General features: G+C 66.0%; 27 protein-coding genes. 11 read left to right on the top strand and 16 right to left on the bottom strand.

Annotated features, from left to right (window positions below; all coding sequences use genetic code 11):
• Nucleotides 1-111 precede the first annotated feature (111 nt).
• The 7 genes from ACP15H_RS12185 to ACP15H_RS12215 all read right to left on the bottom strand — a co-directional run bounded on the left by ACP15H_RS12185 (nt 112) and on the right by ACP15H_RS12215 (nt 5,590).
• The gene (locus ACP15H_RS12185; protein WP_425066447.1) at nt 112-1,221 is read right to left on the bottom strand and encodes an alpha/beta hydrolase family protein; all 1,110 of its coding nucleotides are present in this window, start codon (nt 1,219-1,221) and stop codon (nt 112-114) included.
• Nucleotides 1,218-1,700 (bottom strand): 2'-5' RNA ligase family protein, encoded by a 483-nt coding sequence (locus ACP15H_RS12190; protein WP_425066448.1) that lies wholly within the window; start codon nt 1,698-1,700, stop codon nt 1,218-1,220. The genes ACP15H_RS12185 and ACP15H_RS12190 overlap by 4 nt, the downstream gene beginning before the upstream one ends.
• 1 nt (nt 1,701) lies before the next feature.
• Entirely contained in the window at nt 1,702-2,457 is a 756-nt protein-coding gene (locus ACP15H_RS12195; RefSeq protein WP_298307523.1) for a DUF169 domain-containing protein, read from the bottom strand.
• 93 nt (nt 2,458-2,550) lie between these two features.
• On the bottom strand, nt 2,551-3,288 hold the full coding sequence (locus tag ACP15H_RS12200) for an SDR family NAD(P)-dependent oxidoreductase (RefSeq protein ID WP_425066449.1): 738 nt from the start codon (nt 3,286-3,288) through the stop codon (nt 2,551-2,553).
• Nucleotides 3,281-4,069, bottom strand: coding sequence for an alpha/beta fold hydrolase (locus ACP15H_RS12205; RefSeq protein ID WP_425066450.1), 789 nt, complete (start codon nt 4,067-4,069; stop codon nt 3,281-3,283). The genes ACP15H_RS12200 and ACP15H_RS12205 overlap by 8 nt, the downstream gene beginning before the upstream one ends.
• A gap of 2 nt (nt 4,070-4,071) precedes the next feature.
• A complete protein-coding gene (locus ACP15H_RS12210) occupies nt 4,072-5,367 on the bottom strand; it encodes an O-acetylhomoserine aminocarboxypropyltransferase (protein ID WP_425066451.1) in 1,296 nt (431 codons plus the stop codon).
• A 34-nt stretch (nt 5,368-5,401) separates the two neighbouring features.
• Complete coding sequence (locus ACP15H_RS12215) at nt 5,402-5,590, bottom strand: DUF1192 domain-containing protein (RefSeq protein WP_425066452.1); 189 nt, start codon at nt 5,588-5,590, stop codon at nt 5,402-5,404.
• A gap of 66 nt (nt 5,591-5,656) precedes the next feature.
• Between ACP15H_RS12215 and ACP15H_RS12220 the strand changes: the two genes are divergently transcribed.
• A complete protein-coding gene (locus tag ACP15H_RS12220; RefSeq protein WP_425066453.1) occupies nt 5,657-6,649 on the top strand; it encodes an NAD(P)H-quinone oxidoreductase in 993 nt (330 codons plus the stop codon).
• A 2-nt stretch (nt 6,650-6,651) separates the two neighbouring features.
• Here ACP15H_RS12220 and ACP15H_RS12225 read toward each other — a convergent pair whose 3' ends face one another.
• Complete coding sequence (locus ACP15H_RS12225) at nt 6,652-7,293, bottom strand: DUF1013 domain-containing protein (protein ID WP_425066454.1); 642 nt, start codon at nt 7,291-7,293, stop codon at nt 6,652-6,654.
• Between the two features lie 128 nt (nt 7,294-7,421).
• On the bottom strand, nt 7,422-8,381 hold the full coding sequence (locus ACP15H_RS12230) for an OmpA family protein (protein ID WP_425066455.1): 960 nt from the start codon (nt 8,379-8,381) through the stop codon (nt 7,422-7,424).
• A gap of 707 nt (nt 8,382-9,088) precedes the next feature.
• Between ACP15H_RS12230 and ACP15H_RS12235 the strand changes: the two genes are divergently transcribed.
• Complete coding sequence (locus ACP15H_RS12235) at nt 9,089-9,880, top strand: enoyl-CoA hydratase-related protein (protein WP_425066456.1); 792 nt, start codon at nt 9,089-9,091, stop codon at nt 9,878-9,880.
• Nucleotides 9,881-9,968: 88 nt separating this feature from the next.
• On the opposite strand, the gene ACP15H_RS12240 is transcribed toward ACP15H_RS12235, so the two are convergent.
• The 6 genes from ACP15H_RS12240 to ACP15H_RS12265 form a co-directional block, all read right to left on the bottom strand.
• Nucleotides 9,969-10,490, bottom strand: a complete 522-nt coding sequence (locus tag ACP15H_RS12240; protein ID WP_425069891.1) for an OmpA family protein — start codon at nt 10,488-10,490, stop codon at nt 9,969-9,971.
• A gap of 31 nt (nt 10,491-10,521) precedes the next feature.
• Nucleotides 10,522-11,322: an enoyl-CoA hydratase/isomerase family protein gene (locus ACP15H_RS12245; RefSeq protein WP_289298448.1), complete on the bottom strand. Its 801-nt coding sequence runs from the start codon at nt 11,320-11,322 to the stop codon at nt 10,522-10,524.
• A 41-nt stretch (nt 11,323-11,363) separates the two neighbouring features.
• On the bottom strand, nt 11,364-11,696 hold the full coding sequence (locus tag ACP15H_RS12250; protein ID WP_425069892.1) for a YnfA family protein: 333 nt from the start codon (nt 11,694-11,696) through the stop codon (nt 11,364-11,366).
• The gene (locus ACP15H_RS12255; RefSeq protein WP_425066457.1) at nt 11,693-13,480 is read right to left on the bottom strand and encodes an acyl-CoA dehydrogenase C-terminal domain-containing protein; all 1,788 of its coding nucleotides are present in this window, start codon (nt 13,478-13,480) and stop codon (nt 11,693-11,695) included. Before ACP15H_RS12255 ends, ACP15H_RS12250 begins: the two co-directional genes overlap by 4 nt.
• A 25-nt stretch (nt 13,481-13,505) precedes the next feature.
• Complete coding sequence (locus tag ACP15H_RS12260) at nt 13,506-13,949, bottom strand: MerR family transcriptional regulator (RefSeq protein WP_425066458.1); 444 nt, start codon at nt 13,947-13,949, stop codon at nt 13,506-13,508.
• A 78-nt stretch (nt 13,950-14,027) separates the two neighbouring features.
• The gene (locus tag ACP15H_RS12265) at nt 14,028-15,152 is read right to left on the bottom strand and encodes a tetratricopeptide repeat protein (protein ID WP_425066459.1); all 1,125 of its coding nucleotides are present in this window, start codon (nt 15,150-15,152) and stop codon (nt 14,028-14,030) included.
• Between the two features lie 290 nt (nt 15,153-15,442).
• Here ACP15H_RS12265 and ACP15H_RS12270 point away from each other — a divergent pair, with 290 nt between their 5' ends.
• From ACP15H_RS12270 to ACP15H_RS12285, 4 genes are read left to right on the top strand one after another with little or no spacing between them, the layout of a single operon-like run.
• Entirely contained in the window at nt 15,443-15,967 is a 525-nt protein-coding gene (locus tag ACP15H_RS12270) for a gamma carbonic anhydrase family protein (protein WP_425066460.1), read from the top strand.
• Between the two features lie 4 nt (nt 15,968-15,971).
• A complete protein-coding gene (locus tag ACP15H_RS12275; RefSeq protein WP_425066461.1) occupies nt 15,972-16,685 on the top strand; it encodes a VOC family protein in 714 nt (237 codons plus the stop codon).
• Nucleotides 16,686-16,693: 8 nt separating this feature from the next.
• The gene (locus ACP15H_RS12280) at nt 16,694-17,443 is read left to right on the top strand and encodes a DUF2272 domain-containing protein (protein WP_425066462.1); all 750 of its coding nucleotides are present in this window, start codon (nt 16,694-16,696) and stop codon (nt 17,441-17,443) included.
• Nucleotides 17,444-17,453: 10 nt separating this feature from the next.
• The gene (locus ACP15H_RS12285; RefSeq protein ID WP_425066463.1) at nt 17,454-19,058 is read left to right on the top strand and encodes a GMC family oxidoreductase; all 1,605 of its coding nucleotides are present in this window, start codon (nt 17,454-17,456) and stop codon (nt 19,056-19,058) included.
• Nucleotides 19,059-19,080: 22 nt separating this feature from the next.
• Here ACP15H_RS12285 and ACP15H_RS12290 read toward each other — a convergent pair whose 3' ends face one another.
• Nucleotides 19,081-19,764, bottom strand: a complete 684-nt coding sequence (locus tag ACP15H_RS12290; protein ID WP_425066464.1) for a DUF2272 domain-containing protein — start codon at nt 19,762-19,764, stop codon at nt 19,081-19,083.
• A 183-nt stretch (nt 19,765-19,947) separates the two neighbouring features.
• Between ACP15H_RS12290 and ACP15H_RS12295 the strand changes: the two genes are divergently transcribed.
• The 5 genes from ACP15H_RS12295 (at nt 19,948) to ACP15H_RS12315 (ending at nt 25,832) form a co-directional block, all read left to right on the top strand.
• Nucleotides 19,948-20,697, top strand: coding sequence for a GNAT family N-acetyltransferase (locus tag ACP15H_RS12295; protein WP_425066465.1), 750 nt, complete (start codon nt 19,948-19,950; stop codon nt 20,695-20,697).
• A 49-nt stretch (nt 20,698-20,746) separates the two neighbouring features.
• Nucleotides 20,747-22,471 carry a long-chain-fatty-acid--CoA ligase gene (locus ACP15H_RS12300; protein ID WP_425066466.1) on the top strand — a complete coding sequence of 575 codons (1,725 nt, stop codon included), beginning with the start codon at nt 20,747-20,749 and terminating at the stop codon, nt 22,469-22,471.
• Between the two features lie 37 nt (nt 22,472-22,508).
• Nucleotides 22,509-23,171 (top strand): hypothetical protein, encoded by a 663-nt coding sequence (locus ACP15H_RS12305; RefSeq protein WP_425066467.1) that lies wholly within the window; start codon nt 22,509-22,511, stop codon nt 23,169-23,171.
• Nucleotides 23,172-23,184: 13 nt separating this feature from the next.
• Nucleotides 23,185-24,783, top strand: a complete 1,599-nt coding sequence (ggt, locus tag ACP15H_RS12310; protein ID WP_425066468.1) for a gamma-glutamyltransferase — start codon at nt 23,185-23,187, stop codon at nt 24,781-24,783.
• Between the two features lie 89 nt (nt 24,784-24,872).
• The gene (locus ACP15H_RS12315; protein WP_425066469.1) at nt 24,873-25,832 is read left to right on the top strand and encodes an ABC transporter substrate-binding protein; all 960 of its coding nucleotides are present in this window, start codon (nt 24,873-24,875) and stop codon (nt 25,830-25,832) included.
• Nucleotides 25,833-25,853: the final 21 nt, after the last annotated feature.

Here is a 25,853-nt window from a genome sequence, read left to right on the forward strand (position 1 = left end):
CTTCTCTCTACGAATAGCCGGCTTGTGGTAGAAAAAAGGTCTCTCCGCTTCGCGCCTGCGGCGCTCCGGTCGAGACGACGGATTTACTAATTGTGCTCAACGTCGGCCAAGTTAACGCCGCTCCTCCAGGAGCGCGACGATCGCCTGCCACATCTTCCAGGCATTGCCGACGTTGACCGCCGTGAACTCGACGTGGCCGATATCATCGATCAGGAACAGCGATACACGCGCCTTCGACGCTGCCACGGCAAGGTCCTGGCTCTCGCTGTAGGGCACCATCGGGTCGGTGCGGCCATGCACCAGGATCAGACGACCGTGCAGCTTCGACAGATCGTAGAAGGCGAGGTTCAGGCCATCGATCTCGCGCCGCACGCTCTCGGGGAGTTCCTCGATCAGGCGGTTGACGGCATCGGGATCGCGATTGTCGACCAGCGCCAGCACCGCGCGGCCCTGCGGGCCCAGCATCGAGACCTCGCGGGAGATGTCGGCATTGCGGTCATGGAAGCGCTGCAGCGCGATCTCTTCGAGGAGGCGCGCGTCTCGGGGGTCGTCGAGGCGGCCGGCATTGGCGCGCAGGATCGCCCAGCGGCCATAGGCGTTCGGCTCGACCCGGAACTCGCGACCGTCGCCTCGCGGCCGGAAGGCGCCCGTGGTCACGAAGCGGATGGCCGCGTAGGCATCGCGATAGCCGCCGATGGCGACCACGAAGGCGACCCGCGGGGCGAGATCGTCCTTGATCGCCGCGATGATGGCGGGCGCGGCGGCATAGGAGATCGCGGCCACGCCGAGCGGCAGATCGGGCAGACGCTTGTTCAGCTGCCGCAGCGCGTTGGCCACCCGGTCGCCATCGGCGCGAGAGAGTACGAGCTGGCGCACCTCGGGCAGTTCCGGCACCAGCACGGCGAAGCCCGCCCGGGCGAGCGTCCGCGCGAGGGCCTGCAGCCGCGGCTCGTCGCGCCCCAGCACGGCCGCCCCGGGGACCAGCAGCATCGCGGCCCGGGCCTGGCTGGCCGGCAGGTAGAGGTCCCACTCGCCCGTCTCCCAGCGCATCGCCTGTTCTTCGGGCGCCGCGGTCAGCTTCTGCCACAGGGTCGGCGTGCCGCCGGCCGCCACGTCCCACATGACCAGCAGGGCCTCGGCCCAGACGATCGGCCGGCCGAAGATGAACAGCAGCGCGAGCCCCGCCGCCAGGACGATCGCGAGACGGCGCAGCGCCTTCATGCGCCGAGGCGCACGCTGGCCAATGTCTCGAGCGTGTCGCCGCTGCGCCGCAACAGCGCCAGCTCCTCGATCCGGCCGGTCATCGGCAGGTTCTGGCGGCCCACGATGCGCGCCACCTGCTCGGCCTCGGCGGGGCTGCGAAACCGCCCCAGGGTGACGTGCGGCTCGAACGGCTCGCGACCCGGCACGGGATTCAGCGCCTCATGCAGCGCCGCCAGTTCGGCGGCGCCGTCGGACGGCTCGGCATAGAGATAGAGGTCGGAGCGCACGATGCGCTCGATCAGGAACCAGAAGGGCCGTTGGGTGACGCCCTGCAGCGTCGTGCGCAGCCCTTCCTCGCGTTCGGCCGCAGCACCGAACACGAGCGTGAAGTGCGGGCCGATCAGCGCGGCCTCACCCGGATGGTACTGCGCCCGCAGGCGGCGCAGCGCCGTATCGTCGGCCTCGCCGAGCACCGGCCAGGCCACGACGTAGAGCATCTCAGCTGTAGCTCTTGGCCATGCCCAGCGCCGGATCCATCACCGCGCCATAGGGCGGGAACGGATAGCGCAGGCCGTTCTTGCCGAGATGGCCCATGCCCTCGACCGCCCGCAGCAGCTCGTCCGGCGGGCAGGCCATCAGCAGCTCGTCGTCGGCGACGCCGCCATAGCGGCGCTCGGCGAAGCACGGCAGCGACAGCGAGGTCTGGCGCGTGGCGAGCGCCCGCCCCCAGGAATCGGCGCAGGCGCTCTCGCCCGTCACCGTGAAGTCGTAGCGGCGGTAGCGGTGATACTGCAGGCCGTTGATGAAATAGATCATCTGGCCGGGCGTGCCGTAGAACAGGCAGATGTCGGGCGGGTCGAGGCGCGCCGAGCGCAGCGGCGCCACGACGAGGCCGTTGTACTTGCCGTCCGGCACCCGGGGCATCTGCGCCTGATGGGCGGCCGAGGCTTCCTTGTTGCCGAACCAGACGCCGTTCATGTGGTCGCCCGAGAGGAAGCCCTCGCCCGGATGGTTGAGGCCGACGACGCCGCCGCAATTGCCGCCGCGCGTATTGTCGACGGTGATGCCGAGCGTGAAGCCGTACCAGCGCGACTGGGTCACCATCTGGCACATGGTGAACTTGAAGCCCTCGGTCGGCTTGCGCACGCCCTTGATCTTGTCCATCTCGGCCGGGTCTTCGAACAGGCGCATGCCGATCGGCTGGGTGCGGATGCGCAGCAGTTCGATCAGCTTGTTGCTGGCTTCGGCCAGCATGGCGCCGGTGATGGTTTCGGGCGGCGTCCATGGGGCGGTCTTGTAGCCCGGCGGCAGCGTCTGGACGTTCATTGTTGTTTCCTCCGTGTCTGGCTAGGTGAGGTTCAACCCACCATCGGCGATGACGATCTCTCCGGTAACGTAATCGTTGGCGCACAGCGCGGCCACGAGATCGGCGATGTCCTCCGGTTTCGCAGGGCGCTTCATCGGCGACTTCGCCTTCCAGGTCTCCAGCATATCGGGCCAGCTGGCCGTCATCGGCGTTTCGACGAGGCCCGGCGCCACGGCATTGACGCGGATGTCCGGCCCCAGCGACAGCGCCAGCAGCTTGGTGACGTGATGCAGCGCCGCCTTCGACGCCGCATACGGGATCGACGAGCCCTTGGGGCGCGAGCCGGCATGCGTGCCGATGTTCACGATGCTGGCCGCACGGCCGCCCCCGGCCGATGCGCGGAGCGCGGCTTCCGCCTCCGCGACCAGGACGAAGGGCGCGATCAGGTTGACGTCGAGCATCTGCCGCCACAGCGCCGGCGTCGCGGCCTTGAGGTCCGTGTGCGGAATGCGGATCGACAGGCCGGCATTGTTGACCAGCACGTCGAGCCGCCCATGCGCCTCCAGGACCGACGCGACGAGCCCGCGCGCCGCCGTCTCGTCACCGAGATCGGCCTGGTGATAGCTCGCCCGTGGCAGCTCGGCGGCCATCGCCTTTCCGACCTCGGCGGAGCTGCGCGAATGAAGCGCTACGGTGTAGCCGTCGTGCGCCAGACGGCGCGCAATGGCGGCGCCGATCCCGGAGGTCGAGCCGGTGACGAGAGCAACGCGATCAGACACGGGACTTCAACGCCTCCAGCGTTTCGTCGGGACGCTCCACCATCATGAAGTGCCCGCAGTCGGGAATGGTCACGGCCGTCGACCCTGCGATGGCGGCGACCAGCGACCTGGCCTTGGCGGCAGGCGTCATGAGATCGCCGTCGCCCAGGACGAACACGGTCGGGCACGTCACCGCCGCCGCCCGCGCGGGCGCGTCCTTGTAGGCATTGCACGCCGCCAGATCGCTATGGATCACGCCCGGTTCGTTGCCCGCCAGCACGGCCAGCGATTCACGGCGCAGCCACAGGCCGGGCGAGACCATGCCGCCTTTGTGCAGCGCCGTGCCCATGCCCCAGAAGGTCATGAGCTCCTGAACCTTCTGCGTATTGGCCTTGGCCGATTCGAGCATCTCGGGATGGACCGGCATCTCCGAGGCGACACCGCACAGGCCGAGCGCCCGCACCTTGTCGCCGTGGCGCGCCGCGCAATCGAGAGCGACCAGCGCACCCATCGAATGGCCGACCAGCGCCGCCTGCTTCAACCCCGCGGCGTCGATCACGCGCGCCGTCCAGTCGGCCATCGCGGGGATGCTGTCGAGCGCCGGCCCGTCCGACCAGCCATGCGCCGGGAAATCCACGGCCAGCACGCTGCGGCCGTGATGGGCGAACCAGCGCGTCTGCAGGCGCCAAGCCGTGCGGTCGAAGCCCGCGCCATGGAGGAACACGATCGCGGGCCTGGCCGCATCGAATTCGGTGCCGCCGGTCGTCGCGAAGACGGTCCGGCCATCGACGGTGAGCTTCATGGTCAGCCCTTCTGCGAGGCGCGCAGCGCCTGTCCGAGATCGTCGACCAGGTCCTCGGGATCCTCGAGGCCGACCGAGAGCCGGATCATGCCCTCGCCGATGCCCGCCTGCGCCAGCGCCGCGGCATCGAGCTGGGCGTGCGTGGTCGAGGCAGGGTGGATCACAAGAGACTTTGCATCGCCCACGTTGGCCAGATGCGAGAACAGCTTCAGCCGCTCGATGAAGCGCCGGCCGGCCTCGCGCCCGCCCTTGATGTCGAAGCTGAAGATCGACCCCGTCCCCTTGGGCAGCATGCGCTGCGCCAGCGCATGGTCGGGATGATCGGGCATGTCGGGCGAAGCGATGCGCTCGACCGCCGGGTTGGCCTTCAGGAACGCCATGACCTTGCGGGCATTCTCGCCGTGACGCGCGACCCGGAGCGGCAGCGTCTCGAGACCCTGGATCAGATAGAAGGCGTTCTGCGGCGACAGGCAGCAGCCGAAGTCGCGCACGCCCTCGCTGCGGGCCCGCATCACGAAGGCATGCGGGCCGAACTCCTCGGCGAAGTCGATGCCGTGATAGCCGGCATAGGGTTCGGTGAGCGTCGGGAACTTGCCCGAGGCTTCCCAGTCGAAGCGGCCGGACTCGACGATCACGCCGCCGATCGCCACGCCATGGCCGCCGATGAACTTCGTGGCCGAATGGAAGACGATGTCCGCGCCCAGGGTCAGCGGCTTGCACAGGACCGGCGAGGCGAAGGTATTGTCGATCATCAGCGGGATCCTGGCCTCGTGGGCGATCGCGGCAATGGCCGGGATGTCGAGCACCTCGCCGCCCGGATTGCCGATCGTCTCGCCGAGCACCAGGCGCGTATTGGGACGGATGGCCTTGCGGAAGCCGTCATGGTCGCGCGGATGCACGAAGGTCGTCTCGATGCCGAAGCGCGGCATCGTCAGCGCCAGCATGTTGCGCGTGCCGCCGTAGAGCGAGGTCGAGGCGACGATGTGGCTGCCCGCCCCCATCAGCGTCGCGATGGCGATGTGCAGCGCCGCCTGCCCGCTCGACACCGCCAGCGCGCCCGAGCCTTCCTCCAACGCCGCCACCCGCTCCTCGAACACCGATACGGTCGGATTGGAGATGCGGCTGTAGATGTGGCCGCCCACTTCGAGGTTGAAGAGGCTCGCCGCATGGTCGACGTCGCGGAACACGAACGACGTCGTCTGGTAGATCGGCACGGCGCGCGCGCCGGTCACCGGATCGGGATGCTGGCCGGCATGCAGCGCCAGCGTATCGGGCCTCAGGAACTTGGCTTCGACCACGTCGTCTCCCTCTCAGCGGGCGGTCTTGCCGCCGCTATCTCTTGAACAGCGAGGCCGCCACCGCGGCGTGGCTCTGCTTGGCCTTGATCTTCGCTTCGACCCGCTCGAGCTCGGCCTTGAGCGCGACCACGTACTCCTTCAGGTCCTCGACGTTCATGACGTCGAGATTCTTCGGTTGTGTCTTCTTCTGTCTGGGGTCGAGATCGTCGAGATCGAAGGCCATGGCGCGTCTCCACGGAAGCGGCTAAGGCAGGACTAGCACCGCTCCACCCGCTTCGAAAGGCCGACCATGAGTGCCCTGCCCGCCACGATGACCTGCATCGAAATCACCAAGTATGGCGGCCCGGAAGTGCTGGTGCCGGCGACCCGGCCGGTGCCCCGGCCCAAGGCCGGCGAAATCCTGATCAAGGTCGCCGCCACCGCGGTCAACCGGCCTGATATCTCGCAACGCCAGGGCAACTACGCGCCGCCGCCGGGCGCTTCGGACCTGCCGGGCCTCGAGGCTTCCGGCACCGTCGCCGAGTTGGGCGAAGGGGTCAGCGGCTGGGCCATCGGCGACGCGGTCTGTGCGCTGACGCCGGGCGGCGCCTATGCCGAATACTGCATCGTGCCGGCGCCGCAGTGCCTCCCCCCGCCCAAGGGCTTCGACCTGCTGCACGCCGCGGCGCTGCCGGAGAACTATTTCACCGTCTGGCACAACCTGTTCGAGCGCGGCCAGCTCAAGGCCGGCGAAACCGCGTTGATCCATGGCGGCGCGAGCGGCATCGGCACGACGGCGATCCAGCTCGCCAAGGCGTTCGGCGCGACGGTGCTCACCACGGTGCGGACGCAGGAGAAGGCGGAGGCGGTCAAGGCGCTCGGCGCCGATCATGCCATCCTCTACAAGGACAATGACTGGGCGGCCGAGGTGAAGAAGCTGTCGGGCGGCGTCGATGTCGTGCTCGACATGGTGGCCGGCGACTACCTGCCGAAGAACCTGTCGCTGCTCAAGCTCGACGGACGTTGCGTCGTGATCGCCGTCCAGGGCGGCGCGACCGCCACGATCAGCGCCGGCTTCCTGATGGTCAATCGCCTCACCCTCACCGGCTCGACGCTGCGTCCTCAGAGCATCGAGAGCAAGGGCCGCATGGCGCGCGGTCTGAAGGAGAAGGTCTGGCCGCTGCTCGAAGGCGGCAAGATCAAGCCGATCATCTACAAGACGTTCCCGTTGCGGGACGCCGCCGGCGCGCATGCCGAACTGGAGCGCGCCGACCATGTCGGCAAGGTGATGATGACCGTCTAGGTCTAACGCTCGGCGACGTCGGGCTGGTCGGCCTCGGCCGGATCGAGGTCGGCCTCCTCGACGACGTCCTCGACCACGCCGGCCTGAGCCGTTTCCTTCTTGCGGGCCGCGTCCTCGCGGGCGGCCTTGCGGCGCGCGCGGTCGACCGCGTCATTCAGGTCCTTCAGCGAGCACAGGCCGAGCGTCACCGGATCGCGCTGGCGCACGTTCTGCATGTTCCAGTGCGAGCGATCCTTGACCGACTGGACCGTGCTCTTGGTCGAGCCGACGAGCTTGGCGACCTGGCTGTCCTGGAGTTCGGGATGGGTCTTCAGCAGCCAGGCGATGGCGTCGGGACGATCCTGGCGCTTGGCCACCGGCGTGTAGCGCGGTCCCTTGGAGCGGGCCTGCGGCATCGGCACATCGCGCGGGCTGAGTTTCAACCGCGCGTTGCTGTCGGCCTCGACTCGCTTGATCTCTTCCTTGGTGAGCTGACCATTGGTCGTCGGGTCATATCCCGTCATGCCGCCCGCGACTTCGCCGTCGGCGATCGCCTGGATCTCGAGCGGATGCAGGCCGGTGAAGGCCGAGATCTGGTCAAAGGTCAGGGTCGTATTTTCGACCAGCCAGACGGCGGTCGCCTTGGGCATCAACACTTGAGACATGAATTCACTCTCCTGTGCCCGGATATAGAGGCCGGCTCCCCTGCCGCCAACCCGAAAAGCACATAGCCGAAAATAGAAACGGCCGGGGTTGCCCCCGGCCGTTCCTGAAGTCAATGCTTCGGATCGTCTTACTGGATGACGATTTCGACGCGGCGGTTCTGCGGCTCGCGGACGTTCGGGCCGGTCTGGACCAGCAGGCCCTGCTCGCCACGGCCAACCACCGCGATCGCGGTCGCCGGCACGCCTTCGCGAACCAGAGCGTCCTTGACGGCGTTCGCACGACGCAGCGACAGCGCCATGTTGTAGGCCGGCGCGCCCGACGTGTCGGTGTGGCCGGTCGCCGTGATGCGGGCGTTACCCTTCGCCTTGTAGGCGCCGGCAGCCTGCTTGATCGTGGTCAGAGCCTGAGCCGACAGGTTCGAGCGATCCCAGTCGAAGAACACCATGAACGACGGCGGAGCAACGACCGGCGGCGGCGGCGGGGGAGCAGCCGGAGCCGAGACGAACTTGTACTGCAGGCCCAGCATGATGCTGAAGTTGTTGTTCGTCCAACCCACGCCGTTCACGGTCGGGTTCGACGTGCCGTAGTAGCGGCCGTCCAGGTTCACGCGGAAGTTCGTGTCGGCGTTCCAGCCGAGACCGATGATGCCCTGATAGGCGAACACCGTGCTCGAGAGCGACGAGTTGCCGTCGACCAGACCCAGACCGGCGCCAGCGCCGATGTACGGGGTGATGACCGAACCCGGCATGAAGTCGTACAGCAGGTTCGCCATGATGCCCAGCTGGCCGACCTGGTTGTTCACGGCCGTGCCCGGGACGCCGACGTTCGTCGGGTTCCAGCGATAGATGCCTTCCAACTCAACGCGCGGACCAACGAAGTCGTAGCCGATCACGCCACCGGCCATCCAGCCCAGCTGCGGGGTCACGCTCACCGTCGGCCACGCCGGGATGTTCGTGTTGGCCGTGAAGTTCGTCAGCCAGTTGATGCCGCCTTCGGCACCAATGTACAGACCCGGCTGCGGGGCCTGCGCCTGCGCTGCCACCGGCAGCGCGACAATGGCGGCGGCCGCCAGAAGAGCCTTCTTCATGAGTTCTTCCCCTCGTTCTGATACTTGCAGACTGAAACTGTTTCTTGACCGTCGGCGGCTGTGGTTTCGCCAACTTCCTCAATATACACACCACCACTGGTGCGGTGCAACCGAACCGCCCGGCCCGCGCCGACTCGCTTGGAACCTGTGACACGGACGCAACAGTGCCGATTATGGAGGCCTCGAAAGGCCCTCCGGGCGGTGTCCCGGCCGCAGATCTCAAGGACTAGATGTAGTGGTGCGGTCCGTTGGGCCGCGTGGCGCCGGAAGGGGCAACCGGAAGCCCAGAACGCCGCCGCCCGTCTCTCCACGGCCGAACGGGGTGAGGCCCGTCAGCGGTCCTTCGACGTCGGTCCTGACGGAGAACTCTTCGGAAAGACCAGGATGCGGCAAAGGTACGTCCGGATTGGAGGCGCCGGGAGCCAACATCCTGCCGACGATTTCGGCGGCACTGTCCGGCGACGCGGTCGCGCGATCCGCCACTACAATGGGTTGTGGTCCGTCCAGGCGCATCTGAAGATTCTGGTTTAAGGTCGCCGCCCAAGTGAATCCGCTCGGCAGCGCGACGAGCGCCCCCAGCAAGGCGCCGACTGCGGGTCTGAACACTGAGAATGCCATTTCACGATGCAGATAGGCAGCATCGTCCGGCTTTTCACCGCGGCACTTTGGACGGTAAATCGGCGTTCACGAAATAGGGAGTAGTCGCCATGGGCCAGTACAGCAAAGTCGAGACCGACGGCCATCTGATGATCGTCACGATCAACCGCCCCGAGGTCTATAACGCCTGCCATCCCATGGCGAACCAGGAGATGGTCGAGGCGTTCGACGAGTTCCAGACCAATCCGGACCTCTGGGTCGCCATCATCACCGGCGCCGGCGACAAGGCCTTCTGCGCCGGCAACGACCTCAAGTACCACGCCGAGATCCAGGCCAAGACCGGCAAGCGCCCGGTCCACCCGGCCAAGGGCTTCGGCGGCCTCGCCAACCGCTTCGACCTCGACAAGCCGGTGATCGCCGCGGTGAACGGCATCGCCATGGGCGGCGGGTTCGAGATCGCGCTGGCCTGCGACATCATTATCGCCTCCGACCAGGCCAAGTTCGCCCTGCCCGAGCCGCGCGTCGGCCTGGCCGCCGGCGCCGGCGGCATGCAGCGCCTCAGCCGCATGATACCGCTCAAGAAGGCCATGGGCATGATGCTGACCGGCCGCCACGTGCCGGCCAAGGAAGGCTACGAGATGGGCTTCGTCACCGAAGTGGTGCCGCACGCCGAGCTGATGGCCTCGGCCAGGAAGTGGGCCGCCCAGATCCTCGAATGCTCGCCGATGTCGATCCGCGCCACCAAGCAGGTCGTGATGCGTTCGCTCGACCAGCCGTCGCTCGAGATCGGCATGCGCAACCAGACCTACCCCGCCTTCGTCGCCATGGCGCACAGCGAGGACACGGTCGAGGGCCCGAAGGCCTTCGCTGAGAAGCGCAAGCCCAACTGGAAGGGCCGCTGAGGCGCTTCGAGAACTATTGGATAACTCAACGCGGCAGCGCCCAAAGTGGCGGCGCTACCGCGGAAATGTTCTTGGCCTATAGGGCGCCTTACCTACCGCCGTAGGCCGGGCGGGCATTTTCGCACTCCGCACTATCCGGTCCAGGTCGGACTGGATCGCACTCTCTCTCATACCAATTGGATGCTTGTGAGGCGTACGGCTGGCCCTGAGCGCGGCGGCGCCATTTCCCAACGATGATTTGCGCGCAAAGATTTTGAGGTTCAACTATTCCTGGCCGGTGCGGCACGATGGGCCGTGTTCCACCCAATGCCTTGATAATGATATTGCCATCGGGAAGTCCCAATCGGACGAACACAGATTTGATCGTCTCCCCACGCGCGCGAGACGCGGCCAAAGGGTCGGCTTCTGCCAGATCGGCGTGCGCTTCGATGACAACGTTGGCTTCAACCGCGACAACAAAATTCGCGAACTTCTCGAGGTCCGCAGCACTGCCGCGACCCATTGAAGAGGGCGTCAGTGAGTCAACTATGAAGCATACGCCTTGGCGTGACGGTGGAATCCACGGATAGCTGGCTTGCAGTTCCGCCGCGGTTGGGATCAGCCCGACCATCGCGACAAACGCCAGCCTGAGAAACCTCACCTCACCGCCCCTTGAACTTGGCCTTCCGCTTTTCGAGGAAGGCGCTCAGGCCCTCGAAATGGTCTTCGGTCGCGGCGCAGGCGGCCAGGCCCTCGGCCTCTCGGTGCGAGTGCTCGTCCCAGCTGTTGTCGAACGAGTTGCGGATCAGCTTCTTGGCAACGCCCAGAGCATAGGTGGGACCGTCGGCCAGCTTGCGCGCCATCTTCTCCGTCTCGGCAACCAATTGGTCCTTCGGCACGACCCAGTTGAGGATATTGTTGTCCTTGGCCTCCTGGGCCGAGAAGCGCTCGCCCAGCAGGGCAATCTCCAGCGCCTTCCGCTCGCCCACGACCCTCGGCAGGAAGTAGGTCGCGCCGCCATCGGCGCTGAGGCCGATATGGCGATAGGCCAGGGTGAAGAACGAATCGTCGGAGGCGATGGCCAGGTCGCAGTTCAGGATCAGCGACAGGCCGAAGCCGGCAGCGGCGCCCTGCACCGAGGCCAGGACCGGCTTGTTCATGCGGCGGATCTGGTAGATCGCCTGGTGGGCCTTGACGACCCGCATCTCGAAGCCCGCGAGATGGGCCTCCTTGTCCTCGGTCAGCGACTTGTGGAAGCCGCGGATGTCGCCACCCGCCATGAAATGCGTGCCGGCGCCGCGGATCACCACGCAGCGCACCGCCGGGTCCTTCTCGAACTTCGCGCTGTGCTCGATCAGAAGGTCGCGCATCTCCATCGACAGCGCGTTCAGTGATTCGGGACGGTTGAGCGTCATCCAGCCGATGCCATCTTTGACTTCGGCGAGAACGTGCGGTGCGGACATGGAGCGATTTCCTCAGGCGTTTATTGGACAACGCCTGAAGGTTAGCCCGTCGCGCGATGCGGTGCGAAAAGAATGATGCCGGCGCCGATCAGGCAGACGAGCGCGCCGGTTATGTCCCAGCGATCGGGCCGCGTGCCCTCGACGGCCCACAGCCAGACGAGCGTCGCGGCGATGTAGACGCCGCCATAGGCGGCATAGGCCCGGCCCGCCGCGTCCGACTCAACGAAGGTGAGCAGCCAGGCGAACAGGCCCAGGGCCACGAGGCCCGGCGCCAGCCACCAGGCCGAGGCGCCGAGCCGCAGCCACGCCCAGAAGGCGAAGCAGCCGGCGATCTCGAGGAACGCCGCTGCCCCGTAGGCGAGGATCGACTTCAGAAGGCGTCGGCCGGCAGCGCCATCAGGGTCGAGGCGCCGGCCTTGATCTGATGGTTGAGCGACACGGTCTGCGGCAGGACGCGGGCCATGAAGAAGCGCGCGGTCGCGATCTTGGCCTCGTAGAAGCCGTTGTCGTTGCCGGCCGCCAGTCCCTTGTGCGCGGCGACGACAATGCGGTTCCACATATAGGCCATCGCCGTCAGCGCCATGAGGCGCAGCAGGTCGGTGGCGGCGCCGCCGGCCTCGTCAGGGTTCTTCATCGCGTTCTGCATCAGGAAGAGCGCCGAGTCCTGCACCCGGCCCATCGCCTTCTCGAGCGGCTCGACGAACTCCTTCATCGTCTCGTCGGCCTTGTGCTTCGCGATGAAGCCTCCGATCTCGCCGAGCAGACGCTGCGCGGCGCGGCCGCCCTTCATCGGCAGCTTGCGGCCGACCAGGTCGAGCGCCTGGATGCCGTTGGTGCCTTCGTAGAGCTGGGTGATGCGGGCGTCGCGGACGAGCTGCTCCACGCCGTTCTCGCGGATGAAGCCGTGACCGCCCCAGGTCTGCACCGCGAGGTTGGCGCACTCGCTGCCCATGTCGGTGAAGTAGGCCTTGATGATCGGCGTCAGCATCTGGATGAGATCGTCGGCCGCCTCGCGCGTCGCGGCGTCGGGATGCGAATGCGCCTCGTCGATCAGCATGCCGACCCACAGCGAGAGCGCGCGCGCCCCCTCGGTGAAGGACTTCTGGATCATCAGCATGCGGCGCACGTCGGGGTGCACGATGATCGGATCGGCCGGGCCGCTGGCGTTCTTCGGTCCCGTGAGCGAGCGGCCCTGCAGGCGGTCGCGCGCATAGGCGACGGCGCTCTGGTAGGCCGTCTCGGCAATGCCGAGACCCTGCATGCCGACGCCGAGGCGCGCGGCGTTCATCATGACGAACATCGCCGTCATGCCCTTGTTGGCCTCGCCGACCAGCCAGCCGGTGGCGCCGTCGAGGTTCATCACGCAGGTGGCGTTGGCCTTGATGCCCATCTTGTGCTCGAGGGCGCCGCAGCGGATGCCGTTGCGCTCGCCGACCGAGCCGTCCGCCTTCGGCAGGAACTTCGGCACGATGAACAGCGAGATGCCCTTGGTGCCGCCCGGTGCATCCGGCAGGCGCGCCAGCACGAGATGGACGATGTTCTCGGTGAGATCGTGCTCGCCGGCGGAGATGAAGATCTTGGTGCCGGTGATGCTGTAGCTGCCGTCGGCCTGCGGCTCGGCCTTGGTGCGCAGCATGCCGAGGTCGGTGCCGCAATGGGGCTCGGTAAGGCACATGGTGCCCGACCAGGTGCCGTCGGCCAGCTTCGGCAGGTAGCGCTTCTTCAGCTCGTCGGAACCGTGGCGCGACAGCGCCTCGTAGGCGCCGTGGCTGAGGCCCGGATACATCGCGAAGGCCTGGTTCGCGGCGGTGAACATCTCCTGCAACGCGAAGCCCACCGTCGCCGGCAGCCCCTGCCCGCCGAACTCGGGATCGCAGGTGATGCCGGTCCAGCCGCCCTCGGCGAACTGCTTGTAGGCTTCCTTGAAGCCCTTGGGCGTGCGCACGACGCCGTTCTCGTAGTGACAGCCTTCCTCGTCGCCGGTCCGGTTCAGCGGGAACAGTACGTTCTCGCAGAGCTTGGCGGCTTCCTCGACGATGGCGTGGATCGTGTCCGGCGTCGCGTCCTCGTAGCCCGGCAGCTTGGCGAGCTTCGACACGTCGATGACTTCGTTCAGAACGAACTGGATGTCCTTGATCGGGGCCTTGTAGACGGCCATGGCTTCCTCCTCGGTCGCAGTTTTCCTAATCGCTTTCCGGATCGAGACCGCGCTGCTTCAGCTCGGCACTCACTTGTGCTTCGACTTCCCTGAATTCGCCGATGTGCTGGTCGAGATCGGCGCGCTTGCGCTCCAGATCGCCGATATGGAGCTGGCATCGACGCAGCAGCTCGCGCAGCTGCTGCAGGCCCGTGCGGTCGACCTGGTAGAGGTCGAGCAGTTCGCGGATCTCGGCGAGCGAGAATCCCAGGCGCTTGCCGCGCAGAATCCAGCTCAGCCGCGTGCGATCGCCCACGGTGTAAAGACGGGTCGTGCCATGCCGCCGCGGCTTGATCAGCCCCTCATCCTCGTAGAAGCGGATCGTGCGCGGCGTGATCGCGAACTCACGCGACAGTTCGGCGATGCTGTAGATGCGCTGGGCGTCTCGCAACGCGGACGTCTGGGCCGAGGAATTTGCGGCGATCGGCATGATCGCGCTGATGTAGTTGACGTTTACGTAAACGTCAATAACGCTTTACGTAAACGGAAAGCTCGGAACTCAGCGAGGCTAGGGAATAGGCAACGGTGGTCGGACAGGGTTGAAATCCCGAGCCTGCGTTTCGCCCGCTTTGATCTCATCCGCCGTCGATAGGTGCTTGATCCGATTGAGTTCCGCGCGCGCCACCTTCATTGAGTCCTCTAGCGTATTCTGAACATCTCGGGGCTCAACGCGCCAGCTAAGCAGAGACTCAACTCTATGCAATTGGAGTTGCTCCACCTCTCCCTTCGTGAGCTCGCAGCACCTGCGGCTGGCTAACGTCAACCACTTGATGGCCTGGACTCGATCAGCGGCGACGCCTGTCCCATTGGCGAAGCCAAGGCCGAGCCGATATTGCGCCAGCTGGTGGTCTCTCTCTGCCGCGGCTCCAAAATAGTCCATAGCCTCCTCTTGGTTGGGAGCGACACCCTCCCCGCTCTCGTAAATCTTGCCCAAGGCATAGTTGGCATCGGTATTGCCGTTTCGGGCGGCTAGTCGGTACCATTGCAGAGCGTCGGGCATGCTCCGTGCCGTCCCTAAGCCGTTCTCGTAGTAGGCTCCAAGCACGGCTTGGGCCCGGTCAGCATATTGCGAGCTACTAGCCAGATCCTGCGCCATCGCCCGCAGATACCAGTACAGCGATTGGCTATAGTCCAATCGCAGCCTGAACCCGGATCCGTAGAATCCGCCCAGTTCTAGCTGGCACTCGAAATCGCCGGCTTCTGCACCTTTACGAGACCATGAAAGCGCCTTCTCGATGTCAGGCGGGGATTTGCTTTCGTTCAGAAGCGCAAGCTTCCTTGCCGCATACGACATGCCCGCATTGAAGCTTCTTTCATACCAATATTCGGCTTGGTCGACGTCGATCTGAATGCCGTACTGCCCCAACTCGTATAGGCGAGCGAGAGTGAAGGACGCGTTGGGCTGGCCATTGTCAGCGGCCCTCCTGAGCCATTCCAGACCCATCTTCGTTTCCAAGCCGACCCAGGATCCGTCGACAAGCCCGTGGCCGACCACGTACTGCGCATCTGGGTTTCCAGCCCGCGCTTCGCCTATCTTGACTGCAGCCCACGAGTTCGGAGCGCGGTTGACAAGGTCGTCGAGAACATCGGCACGCAACGTGCCCGAGAACGTCAACAAGATGACGGCGATCATTATAACAAATCGCCCGAGCTGGCCCATGCGAGATACCAATCCGAAAGCCATACGAACAGGTTGCATGCCGAACGACGCATGACAACCAAGCTGAATGCAGAATGCGCCCAATCGATCGCAACCACGCGGCGGATTTCCGTCGGCGCCACGCCAGTGGCCTCTTGGGTCGACATCAAAAGTACTCGAGTCGCGCCGGGCCACGCTGCTGCCGAGCTATTGAATTAGCCCGGTCAAGGTGGCATGCCGGACCATACAAAAGACAATGCTTGGCGCAAGCAAAGGGATCCAAGATGCCGATTTACCAGCTGAACGACCGCGTGCCGGTGATTCCCGCCTCCTGCTACATCGCGGAGGGCGTCACCATCATCGGGTCGGTGATCCTGGGCGAGCGGGTGAGCATCTGGTTCGGCGCCGTGCTGCGCGGCGACAACGAGCCGATCGTCATCGGTGACGACAGCAACATCCAGGAGCTGAGCGTCCTGCATACAGATCCCGGCGCGCCGCTCACCATCGGCCGCAACGTGACGGTCGGTCATCAGGTGATGCTGCACGGCTGCACCATCGGCGACGGTTCGCTGATCGGCATCCAGTCGGTCGTGCTCAACCGCTCGGTGATCGGCAAGGACTGCCTGGTGGGCGCCGGCTCGATCGTCACCGAAGGCAAGAGCTTTCCCGACCGGTCGATGATCCTGGGCTCGCCGGCCAAGGTCGTGCGCGAGCTGAGCGAGGAGAACGCCTCGCGTCTGGCCATGAGCGCGGAGAGCTACGTCCAGCGCGGTCAGGACTACAAGGCGAACCTGAAGCGCATCGGCTGACACCATGATCGCGGCACTCGACCATCTCGTCGTCGGCGGTTCGCCCGCCGTGTACGAGACGCTGCTGGGGCGACGTGCGGTGGACGGGCGCCTTCGCACCGACAATGTCGGCGTGCGTTTCGAGCCCGAAGCGTCGGGCCTGCGATCGATGGTGTTCGCGACGCAAGACCTCGACAAGGCAGCGACGCTTCTGGAGCGCCGCGCCGTCGCGTCGACGAGAACGGACGAAGGTCTGGCACTCCTCGGTCATGGCGTCGAGATCGGACTGTGCGCGCAGTCGGAGGAAGCTCCGTCTCCGCTGGTGGTGGAGGCGCCGGCGGCCGTCGCCAGCCTCGACCATGTCGTCGTGCGCACGCCCAACCCCGAGCGCGCCGTCGCCTTCTACGGCGGTCGGCTCGGCCTCGACCTCAGGCTCGACCGCAGCAATCCCAAGTGGGGCGCGCGCCTGCTGTTCTTCCGCTGTGGCGACCTGGTGGTCGAGATCGCCCACGACCTCAAGAAGGGCGTGTCCGACGAACCCGATCATCTCTGGGGCCTGTCGTGGCGCGTGCCCGACATCGGGGCCGCCCAGGCCCGGCTGAAGGCCGCCGGCCTCGACGTCTCCGAACCGCGCGACGGGCGCCGGCCGGGCAGCCAGATCTGCACCGTGAAGAATGGGACCGAGGGCGTGCCGACGATCCTGATCGGCGGCGTCGGCCGCTGGCAGGGAGGCGGTTGAGCAACCCCATGCGTCCCCTCCTCGCGCTCCTGCTTCTCGTCCTCGCCGCCGCCTGTACGACGCCGCCGACGACGGACAAGCCGGTCGTGCAGGCCAAGGACTTGCCGCCGCTCGGTCCCTGCCCCGCATCGTCCTGGAAGCCCGAAGCCCCGCCGCCCTCGTCGAGCGCCCGGACCTCGATGGTCCTGCTGGCGGTCGGCGAATGGGGCCGTTACGGCAAGCAGGTGATCACCTACTCGACGAACGCGCCCCCCCGGACGGAACAACTCGGGATCAAGGAGCGCGAGGCGCCGCAGCGCATCGCAGACTACTGGGCTGCCGTCGGCAACCGGCTGAGCGGATTGAACGACGTGCCGTGGTCGGCCGCCTTCATCTCATGGGACATCGAGAGTGCGGGCGTGCCGCGCGACCTCTTCTGCCCCGACCAGCGCCATACGATCTACGTCGAGCGAATCGTCGAACGTGCGATGAGGCCGGGTGCGGTGTTCATCCCGCACCAGCCCGACGCCTATGTGCCCAAGGTCGGCGACCTCGTGTGCGCCTCGCGCGAGGGCAGCGGCACGACGTTGCAGAACCTGAATCGAGGGGCAGGACATTGCGACATCGTGGTCGACGTCCAGCCGGGCCATGTCTCCGCGATCGGCGGCAATGTAGGTGACTCCGTTACCCGCAGCGTCTTTCCACTGGACGCGAACGGTATTTTGTCGCCCATATCCGGCCGACCCGTCTTCGCGGTCATCGAAAACCGGCTGCCCTGAAGGAAGGACAATGTCTTCGCTCTACGACTACATCATCGTCGGCGCCGGCTCGGCCGGTTGCGCCCTGGCTGCACGACTCGCCTGGGAACGGCCGAACCTGCGCATCCTGGTCCTCGAGGCCGGGGGTCCCGACAAGTCGTTCATGCTGAAGATGCCCGCCGGCTTCGCTTCGCTGGGCGAGAAAAATCCCTACAACTGGCACTACGAGACGACGCCCCAGAAGAATTGCAACGATCGCCGCATGTACTGGCCGCGCGGCAAGACGCTGGGCGGCTCCTCGGCCATCAACGCGATGCTCTACGTTCGCGGCCACGCCTCGGACTACGACCACTGGCGCCAGCTCGGCAACGAAGGCTGGTCCTATGAAGATGTGCTGCCGTACTTCAAGAAGGCGGAGAACAACGAGCGTGGCGCCGACGCCTTCCACGGCACCGGCGGCCCGCTGAACGTCGCCGACCAGGTCGATCCCAGCAGGCTGAACGAGGCCTTCCTCAAGGCCGCCGAGCAGGCCGGCCACAAGCGCAACAAGGACTTCAACGGCGCCGAGCAGGACGGCGTCGGGCTCTACCAGGTGACGCAGAAGAACAAGCAGCGCTGGAGCGCCGCGAGCGCCTACCTGCGCCCCGCGGTCGAGAACAGCGGCGCCTACATCAAGGTCGTCACCGGCGCTCTCACCGAACGCATCATCTTCGACCAGAAGCGCGCCATGGGCGTGCGCTACACGCTGGAGGGCCGCGACGAGGTCGCCCGCGTCACCCGCGAGATCATCCTGTGCGGCGGCGCCATCAACTCGCCGCAGCTCATGATGCTGTCGGGCATCGGCCCGGCCGATCACCTGAAGTCGATCGGCATCCGGCCGTTGCTTGATCTGCCCGGCGTCGGCGCCAACCTGCAGGACCATCTCGACGCCTCGCTGCTGCAGTTCTGCAAGACGCGCGACACCTACGACCGCGCCAACAAGCTGGCGTCGCTCTACCAGTATGTCGTCAACAAGAAGGGCCCCGGCACCTCGCCGATCGCCGAATCGGGCGGCTTCCTGCGGACTCGGCCCGGCCTCGCGGCGCCGGACATCCAGCTTCATTTCCTGCCCGTGCTGGTGATGGACCATGGCCGCACCCGCCTGAACAAGGACGGCTACAGCCTGCACGTCTGCACGCTGCGGCCGGAGAGCAAGGGCACGATCCGGCTGCGCAGCAAGGACCCCAAGGAACATCCGCTGATCGACCCGAACTATCTCAGCGAGCGCCAGGACCTCGATACGCTGATCGCCGGCGTGAAGATGGGCCGCGACATCCTCGCCCAGTCCGGCTTCGATCCGTATCGTGCCGGCGAGCTGGCGCCGGGCGCGGCCGTGAAGACCGACGCCGAGATCGAGCACTGGATCCGCGCCAAGTGCGAGACGATCTATCACCCGGTCGGCAGCTGCAAGATGGGCCCGGCCAGCGATCCCATGGCGGTGGTCGACGACAAGCTGCTGGTGCACGGCGTCGAGGGCCTGCGCGTCGTCGATGCCTCGGTCATGCCGACCCTGATCGGCGGCAACACCAACGCGCCCACCATCATGCTCGCCGAGCGCACCGCCGCGATCATGCACGCGGCGGGAATGACCAACTAGGCCGGCGGCGACCGCTTAACGCTTAACCGCGCTTCTCCACGACCAGGAGCCAGGGCCGGCCCGAGACGTTCATCAGGCGGCCGCGCGAGTCGACCGGGAAGAGGCTCATCGCCACGCTGTCCTTCACGTTGCCGCCGATCGCGTGGACGTATCCGCCGCGCACCTCGGTGACGATGTCGCAATGGGCGGCGGTGTTGTCGATGCGGCGGTGGGCGGTACGCGGGTCGGCATAGCGCCAGGTCGGACCGGCCGAGCCGGAACAGACGAGATCGCCCGGCTTGGGCGAATATTCGCTCGGCGAGTGCAGCAGGAACGGGGCGCTGCGCGACGACCGCTCGCGATCGTACAGCGCGGCCAGATAGCTGCCGTGGCGCCCGTCGCGCGGAAACTGCGAGGCGCTGTAGCCCGACTGGACCATCACCCAGGTGACGAAGGCGCCCGACCAGGGCTTGTCGGAGGTGCCGTTCCACTGCGGCCGGCCGCAGGCCCCCCAATACTCACCGACGCGGCTGGACAGGGGCTCGCTGCGCTCGGTGATGCCGTAGCGGTTGGTATAGCCATTGGCCTGCCCGCCATAGACCACGGTGGCCCGGCCGAATTTCGACCATTCCTTCCAGGCGGTGTAGGCGACCTTGTCGCTGGGCGGCCTGTCATCCGGGCCCGATGATCCGCCCCCTCCGCATCCGGCCAGAGCAAGTGCCAGCATGAGGACGAGCGAAAGGAGTGCTGGCAGCCGGTGACCGGTCGGGAAACAATGGGAACGACCGGAAGGCGGCTGCCAGCAAACGCGAAAGCCGACATCGAGGGGGTCAGACTTCATGCGTCACATACAGTTTACAAAATAAACGACTGTTATAATTGTCATTTAAACTAGCAGAGATTGCGCATCATGTCATCTCTTAAGAATTTGGATGAAGTTCGTCGGCTCGAAGCCCTGGCCTTCCGGGGCTGGCCCGCTCTCGAAAGCCAGGATGTCCAGGGATGGCATCTGCGCTTCTCTGGCGGCTACACAAAAAGAGCTAATTCTATCAACGCTCTAGGAGAACAGCCTTCAACTGATATCGAAAGCGTTGAGGCGGCCTGCCGCGAGCGCGGAAGAATGCCGGTCTGGCGTCTCACGCCCCTGGCGCCCGCCGCCATGTCCGATCTCCTGAAGGCCCGGGGCTACGCGCCGATCGAGCGCAGCCTCCTCCAGCGCTGCCCGCTCCATGATGGGTTTCGGCCCGATCCCGCCGTCGAGATTTCCCCGAGCCCGTCCCCCGCCTGGATCGACGCCTTCGCGGCCCATAGCCCCGTGAAACCCGAACATCGCGAGACCATGCGGAAGATGCTGCAGGCGATCGCCCAGCCGGCCGGCTTCGCCTTCGTCCAGCAGGAGGGCCGGCCCATGGCGATGGCGATCGGCGCGGTCGAAGGCGATCACATGGGGCTGTTCGATGTGCTGGTGATGCCGGAGGCGCGGCGGCAGGGTCTGGCGCGACGCGTCACCGAGAGCCTCTATGCCTGGGCCTGGGACCGCGGCGCTCGCTTCGCCTATCTGCAGGTGGTCGCCACCAACGCGGCAGCGATGCCGCTCTATGCAGCGCAGGGTTTCCGCACGGTCTACGAGTACGAGTATCTGATCCCGCCGACTTCTTGACCCTCCCGCGTCAGGCCTCGCATAGTCGATGCAGGGAGGAAATCCATAAATGTCGAACTATGCGTGGGAAAAGAGCTATCCGCCGGGCGTGAAGTGGGAACTCGACGTCCCGAAGATGACGATCCATCAGAGCTTCGAGGAAAGCTGCGCCAAATATGGCGACCGGCCCTTTACCGACTTCCTCGACAAGGTGATGACGTTCCGCGACTACAAGGAGGCCTCAGACCGCGCGGCGGCCGGCTTCCAGAAGCTGGGCGTCAAGCCCGGCGTCAATGTCGGCCTCTATCTGCCCAACACGCCGCACTACCTGATCGCCTTCTTCGGCGTGCTGAAGGCCGGTGGACGGGTGGTGAACTACTCGCCGCTCGACGCCGCGCGCGAACTCGAATTCAAGATCGGCGACTCCGAGACCGACATCCTGGTCACGCTCGACGTCACCGCGCTCTATCCGAAGATGGCGGCGATGCGCGGCAAGACGCGGCTCAAGAAGCTGATCGTGGGATCGATCGCCGACTACCTGCCGTGGCCCAAGAACTGGCTCTACCCGATCGCCAAGAAGAAAGACCTGTCGGCCTGGCCGCGCGACGACTGGCACATGTCGTTCAAGGACCTGCTGGCCAACGACGGCGCCTACGCGGCCTACCAGCCCGCGAGCGAGAACCTGTGGGACGAGGTCGCGCTGCTGCAATACACCGGCGGCACCACCGGCCTGCCCAAGGCCGCGATGCTGACGCATGGCTGCGTGATGGCGGCGATGAGCCAGGGCCAGGCCTGGACGACGCCCTACACGACGCCCGGCACCGAGAAGGTGGTGTGCGTGCTGCCGCTGTTCCACATCTACGCCCTGTCGGGAATCATGCTGGGCGCGGTGCGCAACGGCAACCAGCTCATCCTCTACCCGCGGCCCGACATCGACATGATCGTGAGCGATCTGGCCAAGAAGAAGCCGACCTTCCTGCCCGGCGTGCCGACGCTCTACACCGCGATCAACAAGCACCCCAAGGCGCAGGGGCTCGACCTCAGCTCGCTGAAGATCTGCATGTCGGGCGGCGCGCCGCTGCCGGTCGAGGTGCAGCAGAGCTTCGAGAAGCTGACGGGCGCCACCCTGATCGAGGGCTACGGCCTCACGGAGACGTCGCCCACCGGTGCGATCTGCCCGGTCGACAAGAGCGTGCGCCGGGTCGGCTCGTGCGGCGTGCCGATGCCGGGCACCATCATCGAGATCCGCGACATGGAGGACGGCAACAAGGTGCTGCCCGTCGGCAAGGAGCATGTCGGCGAAGTCTGCATCATCGGGCCCCAGGTCATGAAGGGCTACTGGAAGAACCCGACGGAGACCGAGAAGGTCCTGTTCCGCCATCCGTCGAGCAACTGGATGGGCCTGCGCACCGGCGACATGGGCTACATGGACGAAGACGGCTGGCTCTACCTGGTCGACCGGTCGAAGGACCTCATCATCTCGTCGGGCTACAACGTCTATCCGCGCATGATCGAGGAGGCCGTCTACGAGCATCCGGCGGTCGACGAGGTGATCGTGATCGGCATCCCCGATCCCTATCGCCAGGAAGCGCCCAAGGTGTTCGTGAAGCTGAAGCCCGGCGCCTCGCTCACCTTCGAGGAGCTGAAGAAGCATCTCGAGGGCAAGATCGGCAAGCACGAGATGCCGGTCGCCCTGGAGATCCGCGCGGAGCTGCCCAAGACGCCGGTCGGCAAGCTCTCCAAGAAGGAACTCAAGGAAGAAGAGCGCGCCAAGGCACAGTCGAAGGCGGCGTGATCCTCATATTGAGGTAAAGTGAAGGGTGATGCGGCGCATGACCCACCTCACCTCCCCCACGCTGACGCGTGGGGCCCCTTCCTCTCCCCCCGCTGCCGCGGGCGGAGAGGACATGTTCAGACGGACTGTCTTGGTTGGCGGTGCCAGCCTCGTGCTGGGCGGCTGCTTCGACCGGCCGTGCCATGAGCGCAATCCGGCGCAGAAGGCGTTTCTGGACGGGCTGCAGGAGCTGGCAAAGCCGGCGCTGGCTTCCAACAATCCGCTGCGGGTCGAGGAAGCCGCCCGCCAGAGCGTGGCCCTCGCCGACAAGGTCGGGGCCTTCGGCGACTGGTGCGGTACGCTGACCAAAATCGAAGGAAACGCCCAGACCGCGGCGGTCACGATCGACATCGGCCGGCAGGTTTCGCTCTACGCCTTCAACGACTGGGCGCTGGCCTTTGCCGGCACGGTCACGGACTTTTTCTCCACACGATCGCGTGCCACGCCGCCGCCGGGCCTTTCCGAACCGGCCGTCGCGGCGCTAAAAACCCTGCGGCTTGGCGAAAGGGTGACGCTTTCCGGCCGGATGGGTGAGATCGCAGGCTCCGGCTTGTTGGATCTCTCCCGTCTGTTCGGCAAGAGCACCGCAGAGCATCGCCAGTTCCTGCAGACGCCACGCTTCGTGGCGCGCATCGAGGCCCTCCAGGCTTCGAAGAAGTAGAAAGGATTTCGAGGTGCCGTCTTTTTCGTATGAGTTTCCCTACGCGTCCAAGAAACTGCCGGTCTTCGCCTCGAACATGGTGGCCTCCTCGCAGCATCTCGCGGCCACCGCGGGCCTGCGCATGCTGGCCAAGGGCGGCAACGCCGTCGACGCCGCGATCGCGGCCGCCGTCGCCATCACGGTCGTCGAGCCGACGATGAACGGCATCGGTGCCGACGCCTTCTGCATCCTGTGGGACGGCCAGAAGCTGGTCGGCCTCAATGCCCACGGCCATTCGCCGGCACTGATGACGCCCGACAAATATGCCGGCCAGGCCAACATGCCCAATGTCGGCTGGGGCAGCGTCACCACGCCGGGCGCGGTGTCGCTCTGGATGGAGCTGCACAAGCGCTACGGCAAGCTGCCGTTCGCCGACCTGTTCGAGCCCGGCATCAAGTACGCCCATGACGGTTTCCGCGTCTCCTACATGGTGGCACGCCAGTGGGAGCAGGCCATCGACCGGCTGAAGGGCCAGGAGAGCTGGGTGAAGGCGTTCCTGCCGAACGGCCGCGCGCCGCAGCCGGGTGAACTCTGGAAGTTTCCCGACCAGGCAAAAACGCTGACCAAGATCGCCGAGAGCAAGGGCGAGGCCTTCTATCGCGGTGAACTCGCCGAGATGATGGACAAGTACGCCCGCGAAACCGGCGGCGCGCTGCGCAAGGAAGACCTCGCCGAGCACAAGCCCGACTGGGTCGATCCGATCGGCCTCACCTATCGCGGCACGACGCTGCATGAGATCCCGCCGTCGGGCCAGGGCATCGCCGCCTGCATGGCGCTGGGCATCCTCGAGAACTTCGAGCTGGCGGGCCGCGATCCGGACGGGCCCGAGGTCGCGCATCTGCGCATCGAGGCGATGAAGCTCGCCTTCGCCGACATCTATCGCTACGTGGCCGACCCGCGCTTCATGGAAGTGACGCCGGCTCAGATGCTCGACAAGGGCTACCTGAAGAGCCGCGCCAAGCTGATCGACCCGAAGAAGGCGCAGGATTTCGGTCCCGGCACGCCCAAGGAGAGCGGCACGATCTATCTCGGCACCGCCGACGAGTCCGGCATGATGGTGTCGCTGATCCAGTCGAACTACACCGGCTTCGGCTCGGGCGTCGTCGTCCCCGGCACCGGCATCGCGCTCCAGAACCGCGCCACCGGCTTCGTCACCAAGAAGGGTCATCCCAACGAGGTCGGCCCCAAGAAGCGGCCCTTCCATACGATCATCCCGGCCTTCATCACCAAGGACGGAAAGCCGGTCGCGACCTTCGGCCTGATGGGCGGTGCCATGCAGCCGCAGGGCCACATGCAGGTCTTCTCGCGCATCGTCGACTACGGCCAGAACCCGCAAGCCGCCATCGACGCGGCGCGCTGGCGCGTGCACGAGACCGACGGCACCGTCTGGACCGAGGATCACTTCCCGGCGGCGACCGCGACGGGCCTCGAGGAGCGCGGCCACAGGATCACGCGCACGGGCTGGCCGAGCTTCGCCTTCGGATCGAGCCAGATCATCTGGCGTTTCCCCGACGGCGGCCCCTATCTCGGCGCCTCCGAGAGCCGCCGCGACGGCGCTGCAGTCGGGTTCTAAGAACACCCCTTCGCGAGACCTTCCACAACAAGCGTGCCAATGTTGGCACGCTTGTTGCCTTCCAAGGGAACTGCTTGGGAGGCATTTAAATGATCAATCGTCGTCGTCTGCTGGCCGGGGCCAGCTTTGCTGCCGTGGGAACCCTGGCTGCGCCGTCCATTCTCCGCGCGCAAGCCGGGCAGACCGTCAAGATGGGCGCCCTCCGCCTCGTTCATTCGATGCCGCCGCACTTCTACGAGAAGTTCGCGCCTCCCGGCCTCAAGATCGAGATCATTACCTTCGACAGCCCGACCGACTGCAAGAACGCCGTCGTCACCAAGTCGGTCGACCTCGGCACGTTCGGCATCGCCGCCGGCATCCTGGGCGCCGCCGCCGGCGAACCGGTCGTCGTGGTGGGCGCGATGTCCAACAAGGGCATGGGCGTGATCTCCAAGGCCGGCTCCGACGTCAAGACGATCAAGGATCTCAAGGGCAAGAAGGTCGGCATCTGGCCGGGCTCCACGCAGGAAGTCTTCATCCTTGAGCGCATGCGCATGGAGGGCCTCACGCCGAAGGACATCACCTCGGTCCGCGTCCCGTTCGGCGAGATGCCGGCCATGCTCGCGCGCGGCGACATCGATGCCTATGTCGGCGCCGAGCCGGGCCCCGCGCTTTCCATCACGTCCGGCGTCGGTCAGCTCGTCGAGTATCCCTATGGCACGGCCATGGGCGGCCTCAACATGATCATCGGCACCAACGAAGAGACCGTCACCAAGAACCCGGACATGATCCGCGCCATGCTGAAGACTCACCGTCAGGCCGTCGAGTTCATGGCGGCGAACAAGCCGGCCGTGGTCGAGATGACGGTGCAGAAGCTCGGCGCCAACCGCGCGGCGGTCGAACAGGCGCTCGGCGCCGACAATGTCGAGTATGTCTGGAAGCTCGACGACAAGGTGCAGGGCCAGGCCAAGACCTACGCCCAGCACATGCTGGAGCTCAAGCAGATCCGTGCGCTGCCGAAGTTCGACGTCTTCCTCAATCCCAAGTTCTCGAACGAGATCGCCAGCTAGGCGAACGACGGGCGACGGAGA

Origin of the sequence: Reyranella sp. (assembly GCF_965249915.1) — a bacterium.
In the GTDB taxonomy this organism is placed as follows: Bacteria; Pseudomonadota; Alphaproteobacteria; order Reyranellales; family Reyranellaceae; genus Reyranella.